The sequence below is a fragment of the Chitinophaga parva genome, from assembly GCF_003071345.1.
GTDB classification, from domain to species: domain Bacteria; phylum Bacteroidota; class Bacteroidia; order Chitinophagales; family Chitinophagaceae; genus Chitinophaga; species Chitinophaga parva.
On sequence record NZ_QCYK01000002.1, the window covers coordinates 2166024 to 2187343 of the forward strand.

A 21320-nucleotide genomic window follows, 5' to 3' on the forward strand; every position below is an offset into this window, starting at 1 on the left:
AACGTTAAAGCGCGGGCTTCTCAGCCCGCCAGGAAGTTTATTGCCCTCCCTTCTTTAACTACTCAAAACAAATGTATGAAAAAGAACCAGAAGGTTTGGCCTGGCCGCAGGCGGTTAAAAAAAATATTCCTCATTATGAATTTCCTCACCGCGTTTCTTTTATGCGCCTTGCTGCAGGTATCGGCCGCGGGTTTCGGGCAACAGCGGTTTACCCTGCACTATGAACAGGTAGCGGTGGAAAAGTTGTTTGAACGCATGGAGTCCGGCAGCAACTTCCGCTTCCTCTATAATGATAAGGCGCTCAAGGAAAAAATGGTAAGCCTTAACGTAACCAATGCCACCCTGGAAGAAATTATGGACAACTACCTGCCCGGCCTGCAGTACAAAGTGATGGACAACGGTCTGGTAGTAATAGCACCCAAAGAAGAAACCCTGCGCGATACCAGGCTGAAAGGCAAGGTAGTGAACGAACAGGGGCAGGCTTTGCCCGGCGTAAGCATCCGCATAAAGGGCACCTCTATGGGCGCGGTAACCGGCGCGGACGGCAACTTTGAGCTACAGGTGCCGGCAGATGCCACGCTGGTATTTACCTACATCGGCTTCCTCTCGCGGGAGATAAAATACACGGGGCAGGAATCCCTCACCGTGGCGCTTACGCAGGATAACGGCGGGCTCAATGAAGTGGTGGTAGTAGGTTATGGCACGCAGAAGCGTGAGCAGATCACCACCGCGGTGGCCAGTGTAAAAGCAAAGGATTTTGTGAAAGGTGCCGCGCAGGATGCTGGTGCGCTCATACGCGGTAAGGTAGCGGGCCTCAGCGTAACCACACCGGATGGTAACCCCGCCGGTGCCACCCAGGTAAACCTGCGGGGCATCAGTACCATCATGGCGGCCGTATCGCCGCTGGTGCTGATAGACGGGATCCCCGGCAGCCTGAATACGGTAGCACCGGAAGACATTGAATCCATAGACGTACTGAAAGACGGTTCTGCCGCCGCTATTTACGGTACCCGTGGCACCAATGGGGTGATCCTCATTACCACCAAACAGGTGAACGGGGAAATGCCGCCTACGCTGGACATTAATACGTACGCCACTACCCAGCATATCACCAAGCGCCTGCCTTTTATGAACGCGGCGCAGTACCGGCAGCTGGTGGCAGAAGGCAAGCCTAATACAAAGGACTACGGCTACAACACCAACTGGCTGGACCTGGTGACCCAGACACCTTTCAGCGCAGTGTACAACGTAAGCGTAAAGGGCGGCAACAAGAACACCAGCTACATTGCCAACCTCAATTACCGCGACCTGAATGGGATCATGAAGCGCTCTAACCAAAAGCTCATCACGCCCCGCCTGGAAGTAAACCATTCCATGTTTGACGGGAAGCTGAAGTTCAACGGTAACCTTACCGGCTACCAGCAAACCTACTTCTCCGGTGCGGATGGCGCCAGTAACCTGAACTCCAACACCAGCTTCCGGGGGGATGTATACCGTAATGCACTGACCTACAATCCTACAGACCGGCCCAGGGATTCTGCCGGCAACTGGGTGGAGCACGTGGAGAAAACAGATTACATGAACCCCGTATCCCTGCTGGAAGAAACACAGGGCCTGAACAAGACCACAGATTTTCGTATGTACGGTACCGTTAGCTTGTTCCCGGTCAGTGGGCTGGCCATCCGGCTGCTGGGCTCCAGGGACATCCTGAGTACGGACCGCGGTTACTATGAAACCAAGAAGCAGTATTCCACGGTGCATGACAGCCGCAACGGCTATGCGAGCCGGGGCGCAGGCCGCAAGCAGGATGACCAGCTGGAACTTACCGCCACGTATGACCGGACCATCAAAGACCACCAGTTCACCGTGCTGGGTGGCTACAGCTGGCGCTATTACGATGAAGAGGATTATTACATGCAGAACTGGGATTTCCCGGCGGATAACTTTACCTGGAACAGTATGCAGACCGGCCTGGCCCTGAAAAGGGGAGAAGCGGTGGAAAATTCTTACCAGACAGACAACAAGCTGGTGAGCTTCTTTGGCAGGGTGAATTATGCGTTCAAAGACAAGTACCTCCTGATGGCCAGCATCCGTCGTGAGGCGTCTTCCAAATTCGGGGAGAACTACAAGTGGGGCAACTTCCCCGCGGTGTCTGTGGGCTGGAACATCAAGAAAGAAAGTTTCCTGGAAGCCTCCAAAGTGGTGAGCGTGCTGAAATTACGCGGCGGCTATGGCATTACAGGCACAGAGCCCAGCCAGTCTTACGCCTCCCTGAAGCTGCTGGACTTTAATACGTATTACTACCAGAACGGGGTGTGGAAGCAATCCATCAACCAAAGCTCCAACCCCAACCCGGACCTGCGCTGGGAAAAGAAGGAAGAAGGCAATGTGGGCATCGACTTTGGCCTGTTCAAGAATGTGATCAGTGGCTCCATTGACCTGTACAAACGTACCACCCGTGACCTGCTCTTCAACTATCCGGTGCCCACGCCCCCTTACCTGTATGGCAGCATCCTGGCCAATGCGGCTGTGATGCAGAACAAGGGCATAGAGATCCAGGTGAATGCTATTCCCGTCCAGACAAAGAACTTCAGCTGGAATACGTCAGTGAATTTCTCTGCCAATAAAAACCTGCTGGTATCCCTGAGCAATGATGCATTTTCCATCGCCAGCGGCTACTTTGATGCAGGGCCTACCAGTGAGCCTATCCAGCAGAACTTTACCCGCATCCAGATAGGCCAGCCCATTGGCAATTTCTGGGGTTTTAAGACCACCGGCATAGATGATAACGGGCACTGGATCATCCAGGGAAAGGACGGCAAGGATAAATCCATTGATGACCAGCAGGCAGATGACAAGCAGGTGATCGGCAATGGTATGCCCAAGCGCTACCTGGCATTCAACAACAGCTTTGCTTATAAGAACCTGGACCTGACCGTCACCATGCGCGGCGCTTTTGGTTTCCAGATCGTGAATGCACCGGCCATGTGGTATGCCACACCGGTGAGCCTGGGCCGTGGTAACGTATTTACCAGCACCTATGCACCGGTGTATGGCAAACGCGCAGTGGCGGATGACCAGTCGCTCAACTACGTGAGCTATTTTATTGAAAACGGGAACTACTGGAAAATAGATAACATCACCCTGGGCTATAACATTCTGCTGAAGAACAAGTACCTGAAACGCGTGCGGGTGTACGTATCCGGTGGCAACCTGATCACGTTCACAAAGTACAGCGGCATTGACCCGGAGATCAGTACTTCCTATGGCGGCAACGCCCTGGTACCGGGCATTGACGACCGTAACCGCTACCCGGCCACATCCACCTATACCCTGGGCGCTTTCCTCTCCTTCTGATCCATTTTAAACAAAACGACATGAAACGCATTGCAATATATTTAGGCATGGCACTCACGGTAGGGTTGGGCGCGTGTAACAATAATCTTGATGAAAAGCCCTACAGCAGCGTGTCGCAGAACACTTACAACTATGATGATCCCTACAATGCGATGGGCATTGTGTATGCAAACTTCCGCTCTTTGTACGGTCACGTGACCTGGAACATTGTACAGGAAACCAGCAGTGATGAACTGGTGATGCCGGCCAATGCCTCCGGCTGGGACGATGGCGGCATTTACAAACGCATGCACCTGCACACGTGGAACTCTGAGAACCCACAGTTCCTGAACATGTGGAACTCCATTTACAAAGGCGTGGGCGATGCGAACCGCGTGATCAAGCAACTGGATGATGGCACCATCAAAATACCCGGTGGCTTTACCAAGGAAAATTTCATCGCGGAAATGCGCGTGGCCAGGGCCTGTTATTACTGGATCCTGATGGATAGTTTTGGCGACGTACCGTTGGTAACGGAGCCGCTGGACGGGCTGGCCACACCGGCAGACTATCCTGGTAAGACCAAGCGGGCAGCGGTATATAAATTTGTGGTGGACGAGATCAACGCGGCATTGCCGGATCTTACGGAGAAGATTGATAAATCTACCTATGGCCGCTTTAACAAGTGGGCTGCAAAGGCGCTGCTGGCAAACGTTTACCTGAATGCAGGCGTGTACAGTGGCACCGCGGACTGGGCCGGTTGCCTGGCGCAGTGCAATGATATTATAGGCCACTATAACCTGGAGCCGAAGTACCGGGATATTTTCAAGACCGATAATGAAAACAGCGTGGAGATCATCTGGGCCATCCCGTTTGATGAGAACCGCGCCGGTGGCTTCCAGCCCCATATGTACAGCTGGCATGGTGCGCTGCGCGCTAAAGCAGACCTGCAAACCACGCCCTGGGGCAGCGGTTCTGCCATGGGCGTAACACAGTTCATCAACACTTATGATGCTGCAGACCAGCGCCTGCCGGACACCTGGCTGATGGGCAAGCAATATGCAATGGACAATGGCCAGCCTATCAATGGCAGTGACGGCAAGCCCCTGAACTTTACCAAGGACATTCCTGATGGCATGTATACGGGAGAGTCTGAAGGCTACCGCATGAATAAGTTTGAAGTGAAAGTAGGCGCCAAGACAGACCTCAGTAACGACTTTCCGTTCTTCCGCTACGCACAGGTGCTGATGATGAAAGCCGAATGCCTGCTGCGTGCCGGTGATGCAGACGGCGCGGCCGCACTGGTAACACAGGTGCGCCAGCGGGACTTCCCGGGTGATCCTGCAAAAGCCACGGTGACAGGGACCCAGCTGAAACAGAACAGCGCTTATCAATACGGGCTGGTGAAGAACTATAAGATCACAGACCCGGGCAACCAGGATGTGATCACGTACGGGCGCTTCCTGGATGAACTGGGTTGGGAGTTTGCCTGGGAATCTTACCGGCGCCGGGACCTTATCCGCTTTGGGGTGTTCCAGAAAAAAAGCTGGCTTTCCCATGCGGGGGATGCGGGCGACCGGACCATCTTCCCCCTGCCGCAACAGGTGGTGAACGCCAATCCAAAACTACAATAACGGACCTTGTTTATACCTGCATCCGTGCTGCGCAGGCGCGGTGCGGATGCTTTTCAAAATGCATTACATGAAACATTTGCTGCTTACATCACTCGCATTCAGCCTTACCGCTCCTGCCTTTGCGCAGATCAATACCCTGCAGCCGGTGGGCTTTTCACAGGTAAAGATCAATGACGCTTTCTGGACGCCGCGCCAGGAAACGGTTACCAAGGTGACCATCCCCGTGTGTATAGACCAGACGGAGGTAAAGACACCGCGCATCCGCAACTTTGAAAAAGTAGCCCGTAACGATGGAGAAAAACACGAGGGCATTTACTTTGATGACTCTGACGTGTACAAGGCGATGGAAGCCATGGCCTATTCTCTGAAGAACCACCCGGATGCCGCGCTGGAAGCCAAATTTGACCAATGGACGGACATCATTGCCAAAGCACAGCAGCCGGACGGCTACCTCAATACTTACTACACCCTGGGCGGCCTGCAAAACCGCTGGACGGACATGGAGCGGCATGAGGACTACTGCGCCGGGCATTTGATCGAAGCGGCGGTGGCCTACTATAACGCTACCGGCAAAACGAAGTTGCTCACCGTGGCCACCCGTTTTGCAGACCATATAGACAGTACCTTCCGCCTGGCCAACCGCCACTGGGTATCCGGCCATGAAGAGATAGAACTGGCGCTGGTAAAGCTTTACAAGACCACCCACAATAAGAAATACCTGGACCTGGCAGACTGGTACCTGCAGCAACGCGGCCACGGCTACGGGCGCGGTGGCATCTGGAGAGGCGGCAGCAATGCAGACTACTGCCAGGACGGTACGCCGGTGGCAGACCAGAAAGAGATCTCCGGCCATGCGGTGCGTGCCATGTACCTGTACACCGGCGCTGCGGATGTAGGCGCTGCAAAGCAGGATACCGGCTACATGAAGGCTATGAAAACCGTGTGGCAGGATGTAGTGTACCGCAACATGTACCTCACTGGCGGTATTGGCTCTTCCGGCCATAATGAAGGCTTTACAAAAGATTATGACCTGCCTAACGAAGACGCTTATTGCGAAACCTGCGCCTCTGTGGGCATGGTGTTCTGGAACCAGCGTATGAACCTGCTTACCGGCGAAAGCAAATATGTGGATGTACTGGAGCGCAGCCTGTACAACGGGGCACTGGATGGACTATCGCTCTCCGGCGATCATTTCTTTTACGGCAACCCGCTGGCGAACGAAGGCAATTATGCACGCTCCGAGTGGTTTGGTACGGCCTGCTGCCCCAGCAACATTGCGCGCCTGGTAGAGTCTTTGGGGGATTACATTTATGCAAAGGATGACAATGATATCTGGGTAAATCTCTTCATTGGCAGCAGCACGGACCTTACTTTGAAAAAAGGCAGTGTAGGCATTGCCCAGGCCACAAAATATCCCTGGCAGGGCGATGTGCAGATAACGGTAACGCCTGTACGTAATATGGCGTTCCCCCTGCACGTGCGCATTCCTGGCTGGGCCATGAATGAGCCGGTGCCTGGCAACGCTTACCGTTTCGCGGACCAGGACACGACGAAGTTTACCATCACGGTGAATGGCAAACCTGCCCGGTACAATATGGAAGCGGGGTATGCGGTGCTGAACCAGACCTGGAAGAAAGGAGACGTAGTAGCGCTGCACCTGCCTATGGATGTGCGCAAGGTAGTGGCCAATGACAGCATTGTGCAGGACCGCAACCGTGTGGCCCTGCAGCGTGGCCCGCTGGTGTATTGCGTGGAGCACCCGGATAATGCCGGCAGCGTGTATAACATGATACTGCCCCTGGATGCACAATTTACCACCGCTTACCGCCCGGACCTGCTGGATGGCGTAATGACCATTGAAGGACAGGTGCCGGTGTTCAGGCCGGCTGCCAACGGGGAGCAGGTAGTGGCGCAACAGGAAAAGCTGACGGCTATTCCTTATTACGCGTGGGCAAACCGTGGCAAGGGTGAAATGGAAGTATGGCTGCCCACTAAAGTAGCCTCCGTGAAAGTGGCGCCCTGACAGACATGATCCATGATAGAAAGTTTTTGACCGTATGCAAATAACCCACCCTTCAGCGCGCCAGGCCCGGTCCTGGCGTGCTTTTTCATTCCGGCTCATTGCTTTATTGCTGCCATTGGCAGTACTGCTGCTCCTGGAGGCCGGCCTGCGTTTGTTTGGCTATGGGCATTCCCATGCCCTGTTTATCAACGACCCGCAACACCCGGGCTACCTGGTGATGAACCGGTATGCATCGGAGAAATTCTTTACGGCGGCAGATAATGCCACCATGGGCAATTACGAGCTATTCCGCGCGCAGAAGCAACCCGGCACTTTCCGCGTGTTTGTGCTGGGAGAGTCTACCACCGTGGGCTACCCGTATATGCATAACGGCTCTTTTCACCGCTGGTTGCAATACCGGTTCATGCAGACCTTTCCCTCACGCAATATCGAGGTGATCAATGTATCGCTCACAGCGGTGAATTCTTACACGGTGCTGGCATTTGGCAAGGAGGTGCTGCATTACCAGCCGGACGCCGTGCTGGTATACACCGGGCACAATGAATACTATGGTGCGCAGGGCGTGGCATCCACCAGTAAATTAGGCAACCAGCGCTGGCTGGTTCGCGTCATGCTGGGCCTGCGCGATCTGCGGCTTACACAGCTTATTCAAAATAGCATTGCCTCCCGGCAGCATATTGATACTTCCCAGAACCTGATGCAGCGCATGGCTGCAGAACAGGCCATAGCCCTGCATTCCAGCGGGTACCAGGCCGGCGTGGACCAGTTTTCCGAAAACATGGAAGCACTGGCGCGCGTGTACAGCCGTGGGAAGGTACCGCTTTTTATCAGCACACTGGTGAGCAATGAAAAGGACCTGCCACCTTTTACGGGAGATAGTGCTAAAGCCTTATTCCTGCAAGGCAGGCAATGGTATGCCACCGGTGATTTCACCAGGGCCGCTGCAGCCTTCCGCCAGGCAAAAGACCTGGATCAGTTGCGCTTCCGTGCGCCGGAGGCCATGAACGCAGTATTACGGCAATTGCCACAACGTTATTCGGGCGTGCACCTGGTGGATGCACACGCGGTGTTTGTGGAACACAGCCCGCACGGCGTCATCGGGGAGGAAACCTTGCTGGAGCATGTGCATCCCAACCTGTATGGTTATGCGCTGCTGTCGGATGCGTTTTACAGGGCAATGGAGCGTGCCCGGGCGCTGCCGGGGATGGAAGGGAAGGCGTATAGCTTTGAGCAATTGCTGGTGGATATGCCCCTGACCAACATGGATACCTTGTTTGGACAATATGACGTGATGCTGCTGAAAAAAGGATGGCCTTTCCTGCAGCCCATCCCGGATAGTTTTAAAATAGACGGCAGCGTGGAAGGTAAGCTGGCGGCGCAACTGGTGAGCAAGCGGGTGTCGTGGAACGATGCCATGGATGCATTGATGGAACATTACCAGCAGGTGCATGACGCCCGGCAAATACAGCGTATAGCCGAAGCCGTAATGCTGGAATACAATACAGACCCGGTGTTTTACCAGTACGCATCACAATATGCAGCTGCCGCAGGAGACACGGCAAAGGCTGGTTTGTATGCAAAAAGAGCTGCGGCGCTTTTATCGCCCTGAATATTGGCAGGCGGTTTCCGCTACCGCAACGCGCGCAGGCCGGAACTGTATGGCAAGGTGCTGGCAGCGCCGCATGCATCTGTACAGAAAGTAGTGTGGATGCAGCCGGCCGCGGAAAAATAGCAACTGTCAATACTGGTGAAAGCTCATTGATACAAATTCCAGTACGGTGGGTAAGGCACTGCGCCAGTAGGTCCAGGTGTGGCCACCATCACGGGCCCTGAACTCGTGGGGAATCTCGCGTTTGCGCATAAGGATGTGCGCCAGGCAGTTGCCTTCAAACAGGAAATCATCGTCCCCGCAGTCTATGTACCAGCGCACATCTTTCTTGTGGTCGTCCGGCACGTCATTGAGCAGTTGCAGCACGCTGTATTTATTATAGAAATTTTTGTACGTCGTGGAATCGGGCATCTGGTATTTACCATTTTCCAGGTACCAGCGTTTACCTTCTTCGGGCGTTAAGGCGCCCACGGCCGCACTCAGGGGGCAGGCTGCGGCAAACAGTTCCGGGTGGTGCAATGCATACAGGAACGTACCCCAGCCACCCATGGAAAGCCCTGCCACGGCGCGGTAGCGCTTCTCCTGGCGGATGCGGTATTTCTTTTCTACATAAGGCATCAATTCCTGGAAGAAGAAATCTTCATAGTTCCATTGGCCGTCAATGCGGTTAATGTAGCCACGGTTGCCGGTATTGGCATCGGGCATTACAATGATCATGGGTGCCGCGGTGCCATTGCGGATCGCCTCATCGGCAATGCGTTGCACTTCGCCAAACTGCACCCAGCCCGTTTGATCATCGCCGGCGCCGTGCAGCAGGTACAGCACGGGGTAACTGCGGTCTGACGTTTCGTAATCGGGCGGCAGGTAGATGGCAAACTTACGATCCATCTTCAGTATCTTACTGGGCAGGGAAAGGTTATCGTATACCTTGCCTGTTTGGGCGCTTATAGGGGAGGGGCATAACAGGAGCAGGGCTATAGCCAGCAAAAGATATTTTTTCATGTTCCGTGGATTGGAGGTTACCGTGTTAAAGTACAAAAAAATCGTACAACGTACAATGTACAACGTACAACGTACTTTGGCTCCAACGGGTGGAGCTTAAACGAAAAAGGGCATACCTGCCGGGTACGCCCTAATTATTGGATCAAGTACGTTGTACGTTGTACATTGTACGTTGTACATTGTACGTTGTACGTATTTTACACCTCCATTGCCCTGCTTACTTTGCGGTACACATATTCATGGAATACGTGGCGGCGGCAGAAACGGCCGGGCGTATCTGAGTTAATGAGTTTTACGTATACGTTTTTGGGCACTTCAAAGTATTCGTAGCTGCTGCCGTCCTGGAATACCAGGGTGAGGGTGGTCTTGGAATAGTTGAAGTCTGAGAGGGGGGAGGCGTTGATCGTTTCCGTGTACTGGGGCAGCGCGGCCTCGATGGTTTCGGGGGCTACGCTTACCAGGAAATTATAGGCTTCAATGAGCTCCTTGCTGCGGGCTTCCGCTTCCAGCCGGGCTGTTTCTTCAGCGGTGGCAAACTTGTCGGGGTGCCATTCTTTCATCAGGTTGCGGTAGATCACTTTTAATTCCTGTACAGGCGTGGTCTTGGAAACGCCCAATAATTTGCGGTATGCTGTTATGTTACTCATGTACTTGTTAGATGCCGCGCAAAGTTAGGGTAAATCCGCCAGGGAGCGTGGTGGCCCATGTCAAGAAATCGTAAACCTTTGCGTAAAGACGGTCCTGCCCGGTAGCGGAGTGGTGTGCTGCGCCGGTAGGAAAAGGGGCGTGTTTGCAAACAGGCAACAACCGGCGGGATATGTACATCACAGCAGGTTTTTCATCCTGGCGCATTGTTTTTTTTGTGACCTGGTTTTTACCGGGTGACGTAACTTTATCAAAAACCATGTTGTATGGAATGGCAAAACGAGCTGACCACCCTATTGAAAGTACAGTATCCCATTATACAGGCGCCCATGCTGGGGGTGAGCACGCCGGAGATGGCGGCCGCAGTGTCTAACGCTGGCGGACTGGGTTCTGTGGCCATTGGTGGTTTGCCGCCTTCGCAGGTGCGGGCACTCATCCACCAGACCCGGGCCCTTACCCACAAGCCGTTTGCCGTGAATTTCTTTGCGCATGAAATAGCGCCGGTGGATCCCATTCATGCCGGCATCATGGCAGACTTCCTTTTTAATATGGCATCCCAGCACCGGTTGCCCGCGGCACGTACCGATGTGCAAAGCCTGCGGTTTTTCAGTTACCGCGACCAGATGGAGGTGCTGCTGGAGGAGCAGGTGCCGGTGGTAAGCTTCACCTTCGGCATACCGGACGATGATTACATTGCCGCGTTCAAAGCCGCCGGTGTAGTGCTGATCGGTACTGCCACCAGCACGAAAGAGGCCATGGTGCTGGATCAGCGCGGCATAGATGTAATTACGGCACAGGGCATAGAAGCTGGTGGCCACCGCGGCACCTTCCTGGAGCATGAGCCCCTGCCCATGGTGGGCGTAATGTCGCTGGTGCCGGCGGTAGCGGGCATTACCCGGAAACCGGTAGTGGCAGCGGGTGGGATTTACAACGGCCATACCGTAAAGGCCGCGTTGCAACTGGGTGCGCAGGGTGTGCAGCCGGGTACCGCTTTTATAGCCAGTGATGAAAGCAATGCCATTCCTTCTTACAAGACTGCGCTGCTGGCTGCCAGCGATACGGACACCGCGCTGACCCGCGCTTTCAGCGGCCGCTGGGCCAGGGGCATCCGCAATCATTTTATGCAGCTGGTGGAAGAAGCGGGCATCCCCATTTTACCTTACCCGGTACAGAACGCCCTGGTGGCGCCTATCCGCGCAGCCGCCCAAAAAGCAGACGACAACGAGTTTGTGGCCATGTGGGCGGGACAGTCTGCCAATAAAAGCCTGCGCGCACCGGCGGCGGTTATCCTGGCGGCGCTGGTGGAACAGGCAGAGGCGTTGTGAATTTTTGTACATCCCTCCACGGGAAAAGGCCGGAGGAATCCGGCCTTTGGCATTTATAGTCTTGTCTTGTTCACATTGAAGCTTGTTTCCCGTCAATGCATATTGAAATGGAAGCGTGTATGGGAGATAACAATTGTAAGTCAGGGGTAAGCCTTGATCAACAAAAAGATATTAAAGGTATTTCATCAAAGCCGGGACGGATCCCGGCCCTGATAGAAAGTTACCTTGGGGCCCCGGCGCATGCTGCCTGTACGGATGAAAGGCCGGGCATAGGGATTAGTTGAGAAAGGCAAACTTGTTGGTAAACATGCCGCCGATAACGGGCAGGGGCTTGCTGGCCTCATTAAGTGCCGCAATGATACCGAGCACCGCGAAGATGAGGGGTACAAAGGTCACGAACGACAAAATGACACCAAGTGAAGGCACTATGGAAGTGACGATCACGATGGCAATGCTCAACACAATGGAAGCAATGGCCAGGCCCAGGGCCTGCGCCAGGTGGTAACGTACCAGGGGGCTTTTGTCCTGGCTGTTCTTGTACTGTACGTAAGCAACGATCCAACCAATAAGGGTTACATACGAGATGGCGGCTAAAGTCTTGTTGTTCATAATTCCGGGTTTTTTATGTTTGAAGGTTAATGGAAAGGTTGCCTGGTTTCGATGCTGCAAACTTAGCGGCGCTTTCTGCCCCCGCCTAATTTTGAGCACCTATGATTCGTCTACCGGGGGAAAAACAGGCGTCTACAAAACGTCTACTTTAATATTTAAGGCATTGATAATAATTTGGTTGCGCAATGGAGTGCTGAGGCGTTTTTTTCCGGATTGGTAGACAGTCCTATCAAAAAGGGATGTAATTTGCTGGCAATTCCATATCTTTTACCCGGCCCGCTTTTACGAATTGATGCGGCCCGACTGTACTACAGGTCTATGCGTAAGTACCCACTACTGTTTTTATTACTCTTGTTATTAGGTGCCCCGGTTGCCCGGGGGCAGCAATATGCTATGGATTCCCTGCGGCGCGAACTGGCCGTAAAGGAATTAACCACATTCCAGCGCATCCGTACCCTGGGCCAGCTGGCCAGGATCACGGCTATTAATGCGCCCAGGGAAGGCCTGCCCATTGCCTTCCAGGCCATGGAGCTGGCAAAAAAAGATAAGAGCGACCTTGCTTACGCCAGTGCTTATGTCAGCTTGTCACAGGTATACCTGGCTATGGACAGCACCGACCTTGCGGCCCGGAACATAGACAGCGCCCTTTATTTTGCAGACCGCAGCGGGGACAAAGTGATGCAAGGGCTGGTATGGTACCGGAAGGGGAAGCTGGATAATTTCCAGGACCGTATCGAGGCTTCGGTGAGCAGTTTTCTCAAGGCCATTAAGCTGCTGGAGGGCAGTAATGACTATGCTACGCTGGGCGGCATCTATTATTTTATGGCCGGTACTTATGGCGATGAAGGTGACCTGGCCAGCCAGGAAAAATATGCCCGCCTGTGCCTGGACGCTGCCCGGAAGAGTGGCCTGCCGGATGACCTGTGCAATGGCTACCAGACCATGGCCAGCAGTTTTGAGTACCGCTTCCGGAAAGACTCCTCGGACAAGGCCCTGCTCCAGGAGTGTATGAAGTATAACGGCCTGGCCTATACGACCGCGCTTCAGCTGCGCAACAAGTTGAACACCCCGAGCATCATTGCCGTGGTAGCCCTCAATATGGCCGATGTATATGCCGCTTATTACCCACCCACTTACCGAGACAGCGCCATCCATTATATTAATATTGCCCTCCAAACCGCCCGGGAAACCGGGCAGAAGACCGTGGTGGCCAGCTGCTTTGGGCAACTGAGCGACTACGCTGTGCTGGACGGCGACTACAAACGCGCGGAAAGCTACCTGCTGGAAGCCCTGGCAGTAGTGAATTCCCAGGCCATTGCCAACGGGCCGGTGCGCCTGCACATCATGCAGAACCTGGGCAACATTGCGGAGCAGCGGGGGGATAAGACGAAAGCCCTGGAATATTACAAATCCTACATGGAGTATTATAAGAACTTCTTTGACGCGGAACAGCTGGCCGCCGCCAAAAAGCTGGAAGCCCGCTACGAAACGGAAAAGAAGGAACGCGCCCTGCTGGTGGCCCAGCAACAGGCCGCCTTTAACAAAAAGCTGAATGTGATCTACGTGGTGCTCATCATTGCCTGCCTGCTGGCCCTGCTGTTCCTGTTCCGCGCTTATCACTTCCGCCTGCGTGCCTCCATCGAAAAACAAAAGCTGCTGCAAAAGGAAAAAGAAGACGTGCAATTAAAGGCCGATGTAGCCGCCAGCAAAACCCGCGAACTGGAGCTGCAAAAGAAAGAAGCAGAACTGAGCGCCCGCCTGCAACAGGAAGAAACGGCCCGCCTGTATGCAGAACAGCAACTGCTGGAGGCCCGGAAGCAATTCCTGCAAAAAGAACTGCTGGCAGGCTCCCTGGAGCTGGAAGAGAAAAATGACCTGCTGCAATCCCTGCAAAAAAAGATCACGGAAATAGGAGAGACAGATCCCCGCCTGCGCAAGGTAGGCCGCATTATCACCGAGCGCACCCGCCTGGACGAGGACTTTGAATCCCTGAAACAGGACTTTGCCCAGATCCACCCCAGCTTTGTGATCCAGTTGCAGGAAAAGGCCCAGGGCGGCCTTACCCGCGTGGACCTGAAATACTGCACTTACATTTTAATGGGGTTATCTAATAAAGAGATAGGGGTGCGCCTGGGCATTGAGGCAAAAAGTATCCGCATGGCGCGTTACCGGATCAAACAAAAACTGGGATTAGACAAAGACGAAAACCTGGACCAGTTCATCCGTACCTTAGCATAAACGTATCAGCAGACGGTATTTTATATTTTCAGCCCAATGAAGAGCATATTATTATGGTGCGCTCTTGCCTTTGCCGGCCTGGCAGCCCGCGCACAGGACCCCGCGCCCCTTTCCAAAGGAGAAGTGAACACGTTATTCCCCGAGACCGTGAAAGCCCGCCTGGGTATTAAGTTTCCGGTATTTAAAGCCTTTGCCTTCCAGGACCGGCATGGCAGTAATTATGTGCTGCTTACGGAATCGCAGGATAGTATTGTCCACGATGGCCCCAACGCGGATACCCTGCACCGCGCCATCAAAGCAGTTTGCGTTGTTGCTAACGGTGACGGATACACTAAGAACTGGGAGATCAATGATTTCATCGATAAAACGGCAGGCGAAATTTCCATTTGGTTCTGGAGCAAAAGCTGCGCTTTTACAGACCTGGACGGAGACGGGCTTGCAGATGTTTTCATTGCCTACAGCACAAAAGGAGAGGAGGACGGTAATGGTGGGCGGTTAAAGCTGATCTTGGTCTATAAAGGACAGAAGATCGCTATCCGCCACCAGGACAGTGACCTGGATGAGGGCCGGCAAACCCGCGTGGATGCTACGTTTTACGCTTTGCCAGCGACAGTGCAGCAGCAGGGAATTGCGATTTTAAAACGGATAGTGCAGAATGAAGAAGCCTATCTGGGAAGTGGCTGGGAGGAAGGAATGAAGAAGCATAAAAGTGTGTTGTGAGGGAGGATGTTGCCTGGGGGGGCAGGCCCCGGTCACACTGAAGACTGCGCATAATCCCGCTCAAACTTCTCCCCATAGATCGACAGGTACTCTTCCTGGAAGCGCTGGTAGATCTTCCGCGCAGACGCATGCTGATGTAGCTGTACCAGCGCCCTGCACTTGTAGATCACCGCATCTTCACTCAGCGCATCAAACTGCAGCATACAATTGCACAACGTGATCATCAGGGCCGGCGACAGCTGGTCATGCCTGGCCTGCAAATACGTATCCAGCGCGGTGATCACCTGGGAGTTTATTTCATTGCGGTAGCTATCCAGCCAGGGATAATCCAGCCCGTCCAGTAGCGCTCCATTCTTCAGCAGGGCCAGGTGCTGGTCCGGGTCTTCATGAAAGGGCGGCAGCCGCTGCCATGACAGCACGTCAATGTGAATGTTGTCTTCATCCAGCAGCAATTTCCATTTGCCTTTTTCCTTCACCAAAGCATAAGGGCCCAGTTTCTCCAGGAGGCTGCGCAGCTTGGCAATGTTCACCGAGCGGTTATTCTTGGCCGCGGCGGGCGTCATATTGGGCCAAAGCAGTTCCGTGAGCCGCTCCGTGGTGATGCCATGGCTGCCCATGATATTGGGGAGCAAAATAAGCAGGAACAATTCTTTCACTAATGGGCTGAACTGCCGGCTGATATCTTCCCCGTTGGCATCCAGTACCTGGAAGCCGCCAAATAATCGCACACTGGAATGGGCTGTGGGCGCGGGTCCCGGCGTATCTGGTGGTGGCGTGATGGTGGCAACCGGTTTAAAGGACGCATCAACAGCTGCCGGGGTTTCCGTATCAGCGTGCGCAACCGGGGGTATTTCCGAGAGCGGTGCGGCCTGCGCGGGTGGCGCTGGTTCAAGCCCCATATGCGTTTCCATCAACGGCGCAGCCTCTATCTCCGGAAGTGCTTCAGGTATTGCCGGTGCGGGAGTGATCTCACCGGTACGTTTGCGTGTCCGCAGAAACCGCCAGCCACACCATCCCGCCACCAGCAGGAACAATACTGCGGCCCCCGCCCTCCATTTACTGGAAATCCGCCACCAGCGTGATGTTACGGCAATGGGTGGTGGCACATTCACTGGCATGAGCAGGGTGTACATTTTTACTACGCTTGTTTTATTGTTTGCTGCATAGTAGGTCACCGCTACCAGTTCGCCCGTTTGTGCGCAGTAGTACAGGGCTGCATCGGATTTGGTATCGATAAAGGGGAAGCTGATCTCACTGCCGAGGCGCTGGTATTGCGGGTGTTGCAGGTCTACCTTTACCAGCTGCAGGGATGATTGCATACAGTCATTGGCAAACACCAGGGCGAAGCCGGCGTGTTGCATGCTGTCTATCACCAGGTTGCCGGCAAAGGCAAAAGGTGCCGCGGGTTTGGGCAGGGTATAGATTTTTTTATAGCGGCGGTTTCGTATATCGTACACCGTTAGATCGTAGAGATTGTGGGGATTGAGCAGCTGTTCTCCCTGGATGCTGCCATAGCCGCCCAGGATGTAAGCCGTGTCGCTTTGCGCATTCATGCCCACCGCAGAAAGGTAACGCGGTGTGAAGCGGTCGCCGTGCACGGAGGGGGTGTCCCATCGGCGGGTATCGGGATGGTACCGGCGCAGCAGGTTTTTGTATTGATAATCACCATAACCGCCTATCACGTACATGGCGCTGTCCACGTTGGAATAGAAGAGGGCCGGGTGCCAGAAATGGGTAGTGATATTGCTGTCCAGCGCATAGCTCCAGCGTTGGTGCGCGCTGTCGAACACCGCTACGGATGCAGTGTCCGGGAAGAAATTATACAACTGGCCGTGCTGCTCATCGTAGAGCGACTGGTTGCCGGGGGGCGCCCCAGTGTGCCGGGTGAGGGGGATGGTCTGCAGGTGGCGGTGCGCTACATCCATTTGCAGTAATTCATCCTGGCCCATGATATAGACGATGCCTTGCTTACTGTTGAAAGCCAGGCTGGCATTGCCGCTCAACGTCCAGCTGCCGGCGGGCTGCCAGTGGTGGTAGCGGGGTTGCAGCCACACGGGGTTACTCACATAAGCAATCTTGCCGCGTACCAGGTCTGTGTCCTGTGTACCGCCTGTTTGCGCCAACGGGAAATGATATTGCAGGTTTTCGCCCCGGTATACTTTTACATCGCGCAGGCGCATGGGAGGCAGGTCTATGTTTTTAAAACTGCCATCATGGTTGGCCCCGAATAATAATCTCAGGGAATGGCCCAGCGTCATTTTCAGCAGGGCTTTACCTATAAGCTGGTTTCCGCTCCAAAGCTCGATCTGGCGGGCGTTAACCCCGATATTAAGCCGGATGTTACGCCACTCCCGGGATAGTGCGCCGGGATTTTCCATGTAATCGTTAATACCGGAAAATTCATTGCCTGTTACCAGTTGCAATGCGCGGGCATGTACATTATATATAAGGTCTATGTTCTGCTCCTTATTATCGATCAGGCGGAACACGTAGCCGAAGTAGGTAGAAGACTGCGGAACAAAGGAGAGATCAAATGAGAGTGTAAAATCGTGTCCGGCAGACAATTGCACATCCGGGATGGCTAATGCGGTGCGCTGTTCAGGCACAATGTTCTTGGCCTTGAACTCTAATCCGTATCCTTCCTGAGCATGGGCAAAGTGTGCCAGTAACAAGATTAATATTGCTAGTAAACCTGTGTATCTGTATCGCTTCACGGCACAAAAATACCCAAGCTTGGGTACGGGTAATGTTAACAAATTTTTAAGAAATGTGACCGGATGCCCGGGGTTAATAAAGGTTAATGACCTGTAACCAGCTACCATGGCCTGTTCTGTGACAATGCCGCGCCCGCCCGTTAATCTTCCGTTATCCCCTTCATTAGGATGCGCCTCCTTATTTCGCGCCATCAATTTTTCTGTCACTAACAATCTCTTAAACAACCAACGCACCATGAAAAAATGGTTTTGTATGCTTTGCCTGGCAGGCGGTGTGGCAAGTGTTCACGCACAGTCCCGCATGATAAAAGGCAAGGTTGCCGATGAAACCGGCCAGGGATTACCCGGCGTTTCGGTAAAAGTATTGGGTACCAGTCTTGGCACCAGCACCGACGCAAAAGGAGCGTTCAGCCTTAACGCCGATCCTGGCGCGCAACTTATCTTTACCTATGTGGGTTTTAACACCGACACCGTGCCTGCCATCCAGGCGGAGAACGGCCTGGTGAAAATGAAAACCAAAGTGGCCTCTCTCAACGACGTAGTGGTGGTGGGGTACGGCACACAGAAAAAGGCTAACCTTACCGGCGCCGTGTCGCAGGTATCCGGCGCTGTGCTGGACAATCGCTCTATCCCCAACATCAGCCAGGGCCTGCAGGGCACCATTCCCAACCTGAACCTGGTGATGGGCGATGGTAAGCCCATCCAGTCCCCCACTTACAATGTGCGGGGTACTACCTCCATTGGCCAGGGTGGCAGTGCCCTTGTGCTGATAGACGGTGTGCAGGGTGATCCTTCCCTGATCAACCCCGCCGATGTGGCCAGTGTAACCGTACTGAAAGATGCGTCTTCCGCGGCTATCTATGGCGCCCGTGCTGCATTTGGGGTGGTGCTCATTACTACCAAGAATCCTGCAAAGGGTAAAACAACCGTTACTTATTCCTCGAACTATTCTCTGAAAAGCCCTACCTCCGTGCCGGATATCGTGGACAATGGCTACCAGTACGCCTCGGAGTTTAATGAAGCATGGTCTGCCTGGAACGACTATTCCCAGACCCCGCAGAATATCAATAAAACCCAGCCTTTCTCCGCTGCTTACCTGGCGGAATACAAGAACCGCAATGCAAATCCTTCCCTGCCAAAAGTGGAAGTGGGCGCCAACGGTAACTATGTATACTATGGCAATACCAACTGGTATGACCTGCTGTACAAGAACCACAGCTTCTCCACGGACCAGAACCTGGCGGTATCCGGCGCCAGCGAAAAGGCCAGCTACTACATCACCGGCCGTTACTTTGGCCAGGAAGGGTTGTTCCGTTACAATTCCGACAACTTCAAGAACTACAACTTCCGCGCTAAAGGCAGCCTCCAGGTATTGCCCTGGTTGCAGCTGAATAACAGCACCGACTTTGCTTACCGCACTTATCACAACCCGCTGAACGTGGGGGAAGGCGGCGGCATCTGGCGTAACATGGCGGATGAAGGCCACCCTTCCTCCATGTTGTTCAACCCGGATGGTACCCTGACCTTCTCTGCCGCTTACACCGTGGGCGACTTCGTTTATGGCAGGAACGGTATTGATACCACCAACCAGCAGCTGCGCAACACCACGGGTTTTGTGGCCAGATTTGCACACGACCACTTCCGCGTAAAAGGCGACTTTACCTTCCAGTACATGAACAATGGTGAAACCCAGAAGCGTGTGCCGGTGCCTTACAGCACTGCGCCCGGTGTGATCGCTTATGTGGGTTCCGCTTACAACGACCTGCAGAACCTGACTGCCAAGACCAACTACATTGCCACCAACATTTATGGTGAATATGAGAACCATTTTGGTAATCATTACTTCAAGGCACTGGCAGGTTACAACTTTGAGCAGTCTTCCTACTCCGCTTTCTCTGCCCTGCGCAATGGCCTGGCCTACCCCGGCGCCAATAACCTGAACCTGGCCCTGGGCCAGAATATCAGCACGGCAGGCTATTGGGACAGATGGGCCATCCTCGGTGGTTTTGGCCGTTTGAACTATTCTTACAAAGAGCGCTACCTGCTGGAAGTGAACGGCCGTTACGATGGCTCTTCCAAGTTCCCGGCTAACCAGCGTTATGCATTCTTCCCCTCCATATCTGCCGGCTGGCGCCTGTCGCAGGAAGCTTTCTGGCATGTAAACCCGAAGATCCTGTCTGACGTGAAGATCCGCGGTTCCTATGGTTCACTGGGCAATGGTAACGTAGCTTCCTATGCTTACCAGGAGCTGTTCAATATTTCACAATCCGGCCGCGTGATCGGTGGGGTGCTGCCGCAGAAGACCAATAACCCGGTGGTACTGCCCGATGGCCTTACCTGGGAAACCGCGCGCACTGCGGATGGCGGTATCGACCTGTCATTGCTGAACGACCGCCTGGCGGTAACCGGTGATGTGTATACCCGCAAAACGCTGAACATGTTTACCGTAGGGCCCACCCTGCCGGACGTTTTCGGTGCAGATCCTCCCAAGGGCAACTATGCTGACCTGCGTACCCGCGGCTGGGAAGTGAGCCTGAACTGGCACGACAAATTCACCGTGGCCAACAAACCTTTCAACTATAACGTAGGCGTGTGGATGTCTGATTACAACGCGGTGATCACGCGTTACAACAATGCTTCCGGTATTCTCACGGATTACTACAAGGGCCAGCACGTAGGTGACATCTGGGGCCTGGTGAATGATGGCTTCATGACCGACAAGGACGCGGATACTTACAACAGCGGCGCCATGAAGGCCACGCAATACAAGTCTTCCACTTCCGGCCACTGGCTGGCTGGCGACCTGAAATTCAAGGACCTGAACGGCGATCAGAAGATCACCAATGGTTCCAATACGCTGAAAGACCCGGGAGACCAGCGCGTGATCGGGAACACCACACCCCGTTACACTTACGGCATCAGCCTGGGTGGTTCCTGGAATAACTTTTCCATCAACGCTTTCTTCCAGGGCGTAGGCAAACAGGATTGGTATCCCGGTGGGGAAGCAGATGCATTCTGGGGCCAGTACAACCGTCCTTACAACTATGCACTGAAATACCAGGAAGGCAACAAATGGACAGCAGACAACCCGAACGCCTATTTCCCCCGCTTCCGCGGCTACGTAGCACAGGGTGGTAACGAGCTGTCTATTGCCCAGACCAAGTACCTGCAGAACGTGCGCTACATCCGCCTCAAGAACCTGCAGATCGGGTACTCCCTGCCGCACAACATGGTAGAAAGGGCACACCTGGGCAGCGCACGCTTCTTCCTCTCCGGCGAAAACCTGTGGACGGCGTCCCCGCTGTATAAGCTGACCCGCAACATTGACGTGGAGAACATCGGTAAATCTGACGTACTGCTCACTGGCACTTCCAACAATGGTAATGGTAACAACTACCCGATCCTGAAGAGCTTTACGTTTGGCCTGCAAGTTTCATTATAATCCTTCCTTTAAAACTCAGTGTG

12 protein-coding genes are annotated in these 21320 nt (G+C 53.9%); 8 read left to right on the top strand and 4 right to left on the bottom strand.

Annotated features, from left to right (window positions below; translation table 11 throughout):
- The first annotated feature begins 135 nt into the window (after positions 1-135).
- The 4 genes from DCC81_RS18945 (at position 136) to DCC81_RS18960 (ending at position 8602) form a co-directional block, all read left to right on the top strand.
- On the top strand, positions 136-3357 hold the full coding sequence (locus DCC81_RS18945; protein WP_205686365.1) for a SusC/RagA family TonB-linked outer membrane protein: 3222 nt from the start codon (positions 136-138) through the stop codon (positions 3355-3357).
- Positions 3358-3377: 20 nt separating this feature from the next.
- Positions 3378-4970: a RagB/SusD family nutrient uptake outer membrane protein gene (locus DCC81_RS18950; protein ID WP_108688140.1), complete on the top strand. Its 1593-nt coding sequence runs from the start codon at positions 3378-3380 to the stop codon at positions 4968-4970.
- A gap of 67 nt (positions 4971-5037) precedes the next feature.
- The gene (locus tag DCC81_RS18955) at positions 5038-6993 is read left to right on the top strand and encodes a glycoside hydrolase family 127 protein (RefSeq protein WP_205686366.1); all 1956 of its coding nucleotides are present in this window, start codon (positions 5038-5040) and stop codon (positions 6991-6993) included.
- A gap of 34 nt (positions 6994-7027) precedes the next feature.
- Positions 7028-8602 (top strand): SGNH/GDSL hydrolase family protein, encoded by a 1575-nt coding sequence (locus DCC81_RS18960; protein ID WP_108688142.1) that lies wholly within the window; start codon positions 7028-7030, stop codon positions 8600-8602.
- Between the two features lie 129 nt (positions 8603-8731).
- On the opposite strand, the gene DCC81_RS18970 is transcribed toward DCC81_RS18960, so the two are convergent.
- Both DCC81_RS18970 and DCC81_RS18975 read right to left on the bottom strand, forming a co-directional pair.
- Entirely contained in the window at positions 8732-9604 is an 873-nt protein-coding gene (locus DCC81_RS18970; RefSeq protein ID WP_108688143.1) for an alpha/beta hydrolase, read from the bottom strand.
- A gap of 197 nt (positions 9605-9801) precedes the next feature.
- Positions 9802-10251, bottom strand: a complete 450-nt coding sequence (locus DCC81_RS18975) for a KTSC domain-containing protein (protein ID WP_108688144.1) — start codon at positions 10249-10251, stop codon at positions 9802-9804.
- 264 nt (positions 10252-10515) lie between these two features.
- Here DCC81_RS18975 and DCC81_RS18985 point away from each other — a divergent pair, with 264 nt between their 5' ends.
- Positions 10516-11574: an NAD(P)H-dependent flavin oxidoreductase gene (locus DCC81_RS18985; RefSeq protein WP_108688146.1), complete on the top strand. Its 1059-nt coding sequence runs from the start codon at positions 10516-10518 to the stop codon at positions 11572-11574.
- A gap of 276 nt (positions 11575-11850) precedes the next feature.
- Here the strand turns inward: DCC81_RS18985 and DCC81_RS18995 are convergent, their stop codons facing one another.
- Positions 11851-12183, bottom strand: coding sequence for a DUF4870 domain-containing protein (locus DCC81_RS18995; protein ID WP_108688148.1), 333 nt, complete (start codon positions 12181-12183; stop codon positions 11851-11853).
- A 393-nt stretch (positions 12184-12576) separates the two neighbouring features.
- Between DCC81_RS18995 and DCC81_RS19000 the strand changes: the two genes are divergently transcribed.
- Together DCC81_RS19000 and DCC81_RS19005 are read left to right on the top strand one after the other, a co-directional pair.
- A complete protein-coding gene (locus DCC81_RS19000; protein WP_165806647.1) occupies positions 12577-14421 on the top strand; it encodes a transcriptional regulator in 1845 nt (614 codons plus the stop codon).
- A gap of 36 nt (positions 14422-14457) precedes the next feature.
- Positions 14458-15141, top strand: a complete 684-nt coding sequence (locus DCC81_RS19005; RefSeq protein WP_108688150.1) for a M949_RS01915 family surface polysaccharide biosynthesis protein — start codon at positions 14458-14460, stop codon at positions 15139-15141.
- Between the two features lie 32 nt (positions 15142-15173).
- Here DCC81_RS19005 and DCC81_RS19010 read toward each other — a convergent pair whose 3' ends face one another.
- Entirely contained in the window at positions 15174-17813 is a 2640-nt protein-coding gene (locus DCC81_RS19010; protein WP_108688151.1) for a hypothetical protein, read from the bottom strand.
- A 277-nt stretch (positions 17814-18090) separates the two neighbouring features.
- Here DCC81_RS19010 and DCC81_RS19015 point away from each other — a divergent pair, with 277 nt between their 5' ends.
- The gene (locus tag DCC81_RS19015) at positions 18091-21297 is read left to right on the top strand and encodes a SusC/RagA family TonB-linked outer membrane protein (protein WP_205686367.1); all 3207 of its coding nucleotides are present in this window, start codon (positions 18091-18093) and stop codon (positions 21295-21297) included.
- Positions 21298-21320: the final 23 nt, after the last annotated feature.

Bases quoted from the DNA above. Each gene is read 5' to 3' on its own strand.
- DCC81_RS18945 (WP_205686365.1), top strand. From the start codon at position 136: ATGAATTTCCTCACCGCGTTTCTTTTATGCGCCTTGCTGCAGGTATCG.
- DCC81_RS18950 (WP_108688140.1), top strand. From the start codon at position 3,378: ATGAAACGCATTGCAATATATTTAGGCATGGCACTCACGGTAGGGTTG.
- DCC81_RS18955 (WP_205686366.1), top strand. From the start codon at position 5,038: ATGAAACATTTGCTGCTTACATCACTCGCATTCAGCCTTACCGCTCCT.
- DCC81_RS18960 (WP_108688142.1), top strand. From the start codon at position 7,028: ATGCAAATAACCCACCCTTCAGCGCGCCAGGCCCGGTCCTGGCGTGCT.
- DCC81_RS18970 (WP_108688143.1), bottom strand. From the start codon at position 9,604: ATGAAAAAATATCTTTTGCTGGCTATAGCCCTGCTCCTGTTATGCCCC.
- DCC81_RS18975 (WP_108688144.1), bottom strand. From the start codon at position 10,251: ATGAGTAACATAACAGCATACCGCAAATTATTGGGCGTTTCCAAGACC.
- DCC81_RS18985 (WP_108688146.1), top strand. From the start codon at position 10,516: ATGGAATGGCAAAACGAGCTGACCACCCTATTGAAAGTACAGTATCCC.
- DCC81_RS18995 (WP_108688148.1), bottom strand. From the start codon at position 12,183: ATGAACAACAAGACTTTAGCCGCCATCTCGTATGTAACCCTTATTGGT.
- DCC81_RS19000 (WP_165806647.1), top strand. From the start codon at position 12,577: ATGGATTCCCTGCGGCGCGAACTGGCCGTAAAGGAATTAACCACATTC.
- DCC81_RS19005 (WP_108688150.1), top strand. From the start codon at position 14,458: ATGAAGAGCATATTATTATGGTGCGCTCTTGCCTTTGCCGGCCTGGCA.
- DCC81_RS19015 (WP_205686367.1), top strand. From the start codon at position 18,091: ATGAAAAAATGGTTTTGTATGCTTTGCCTGGCAGGCGGTGTGGCAAGT.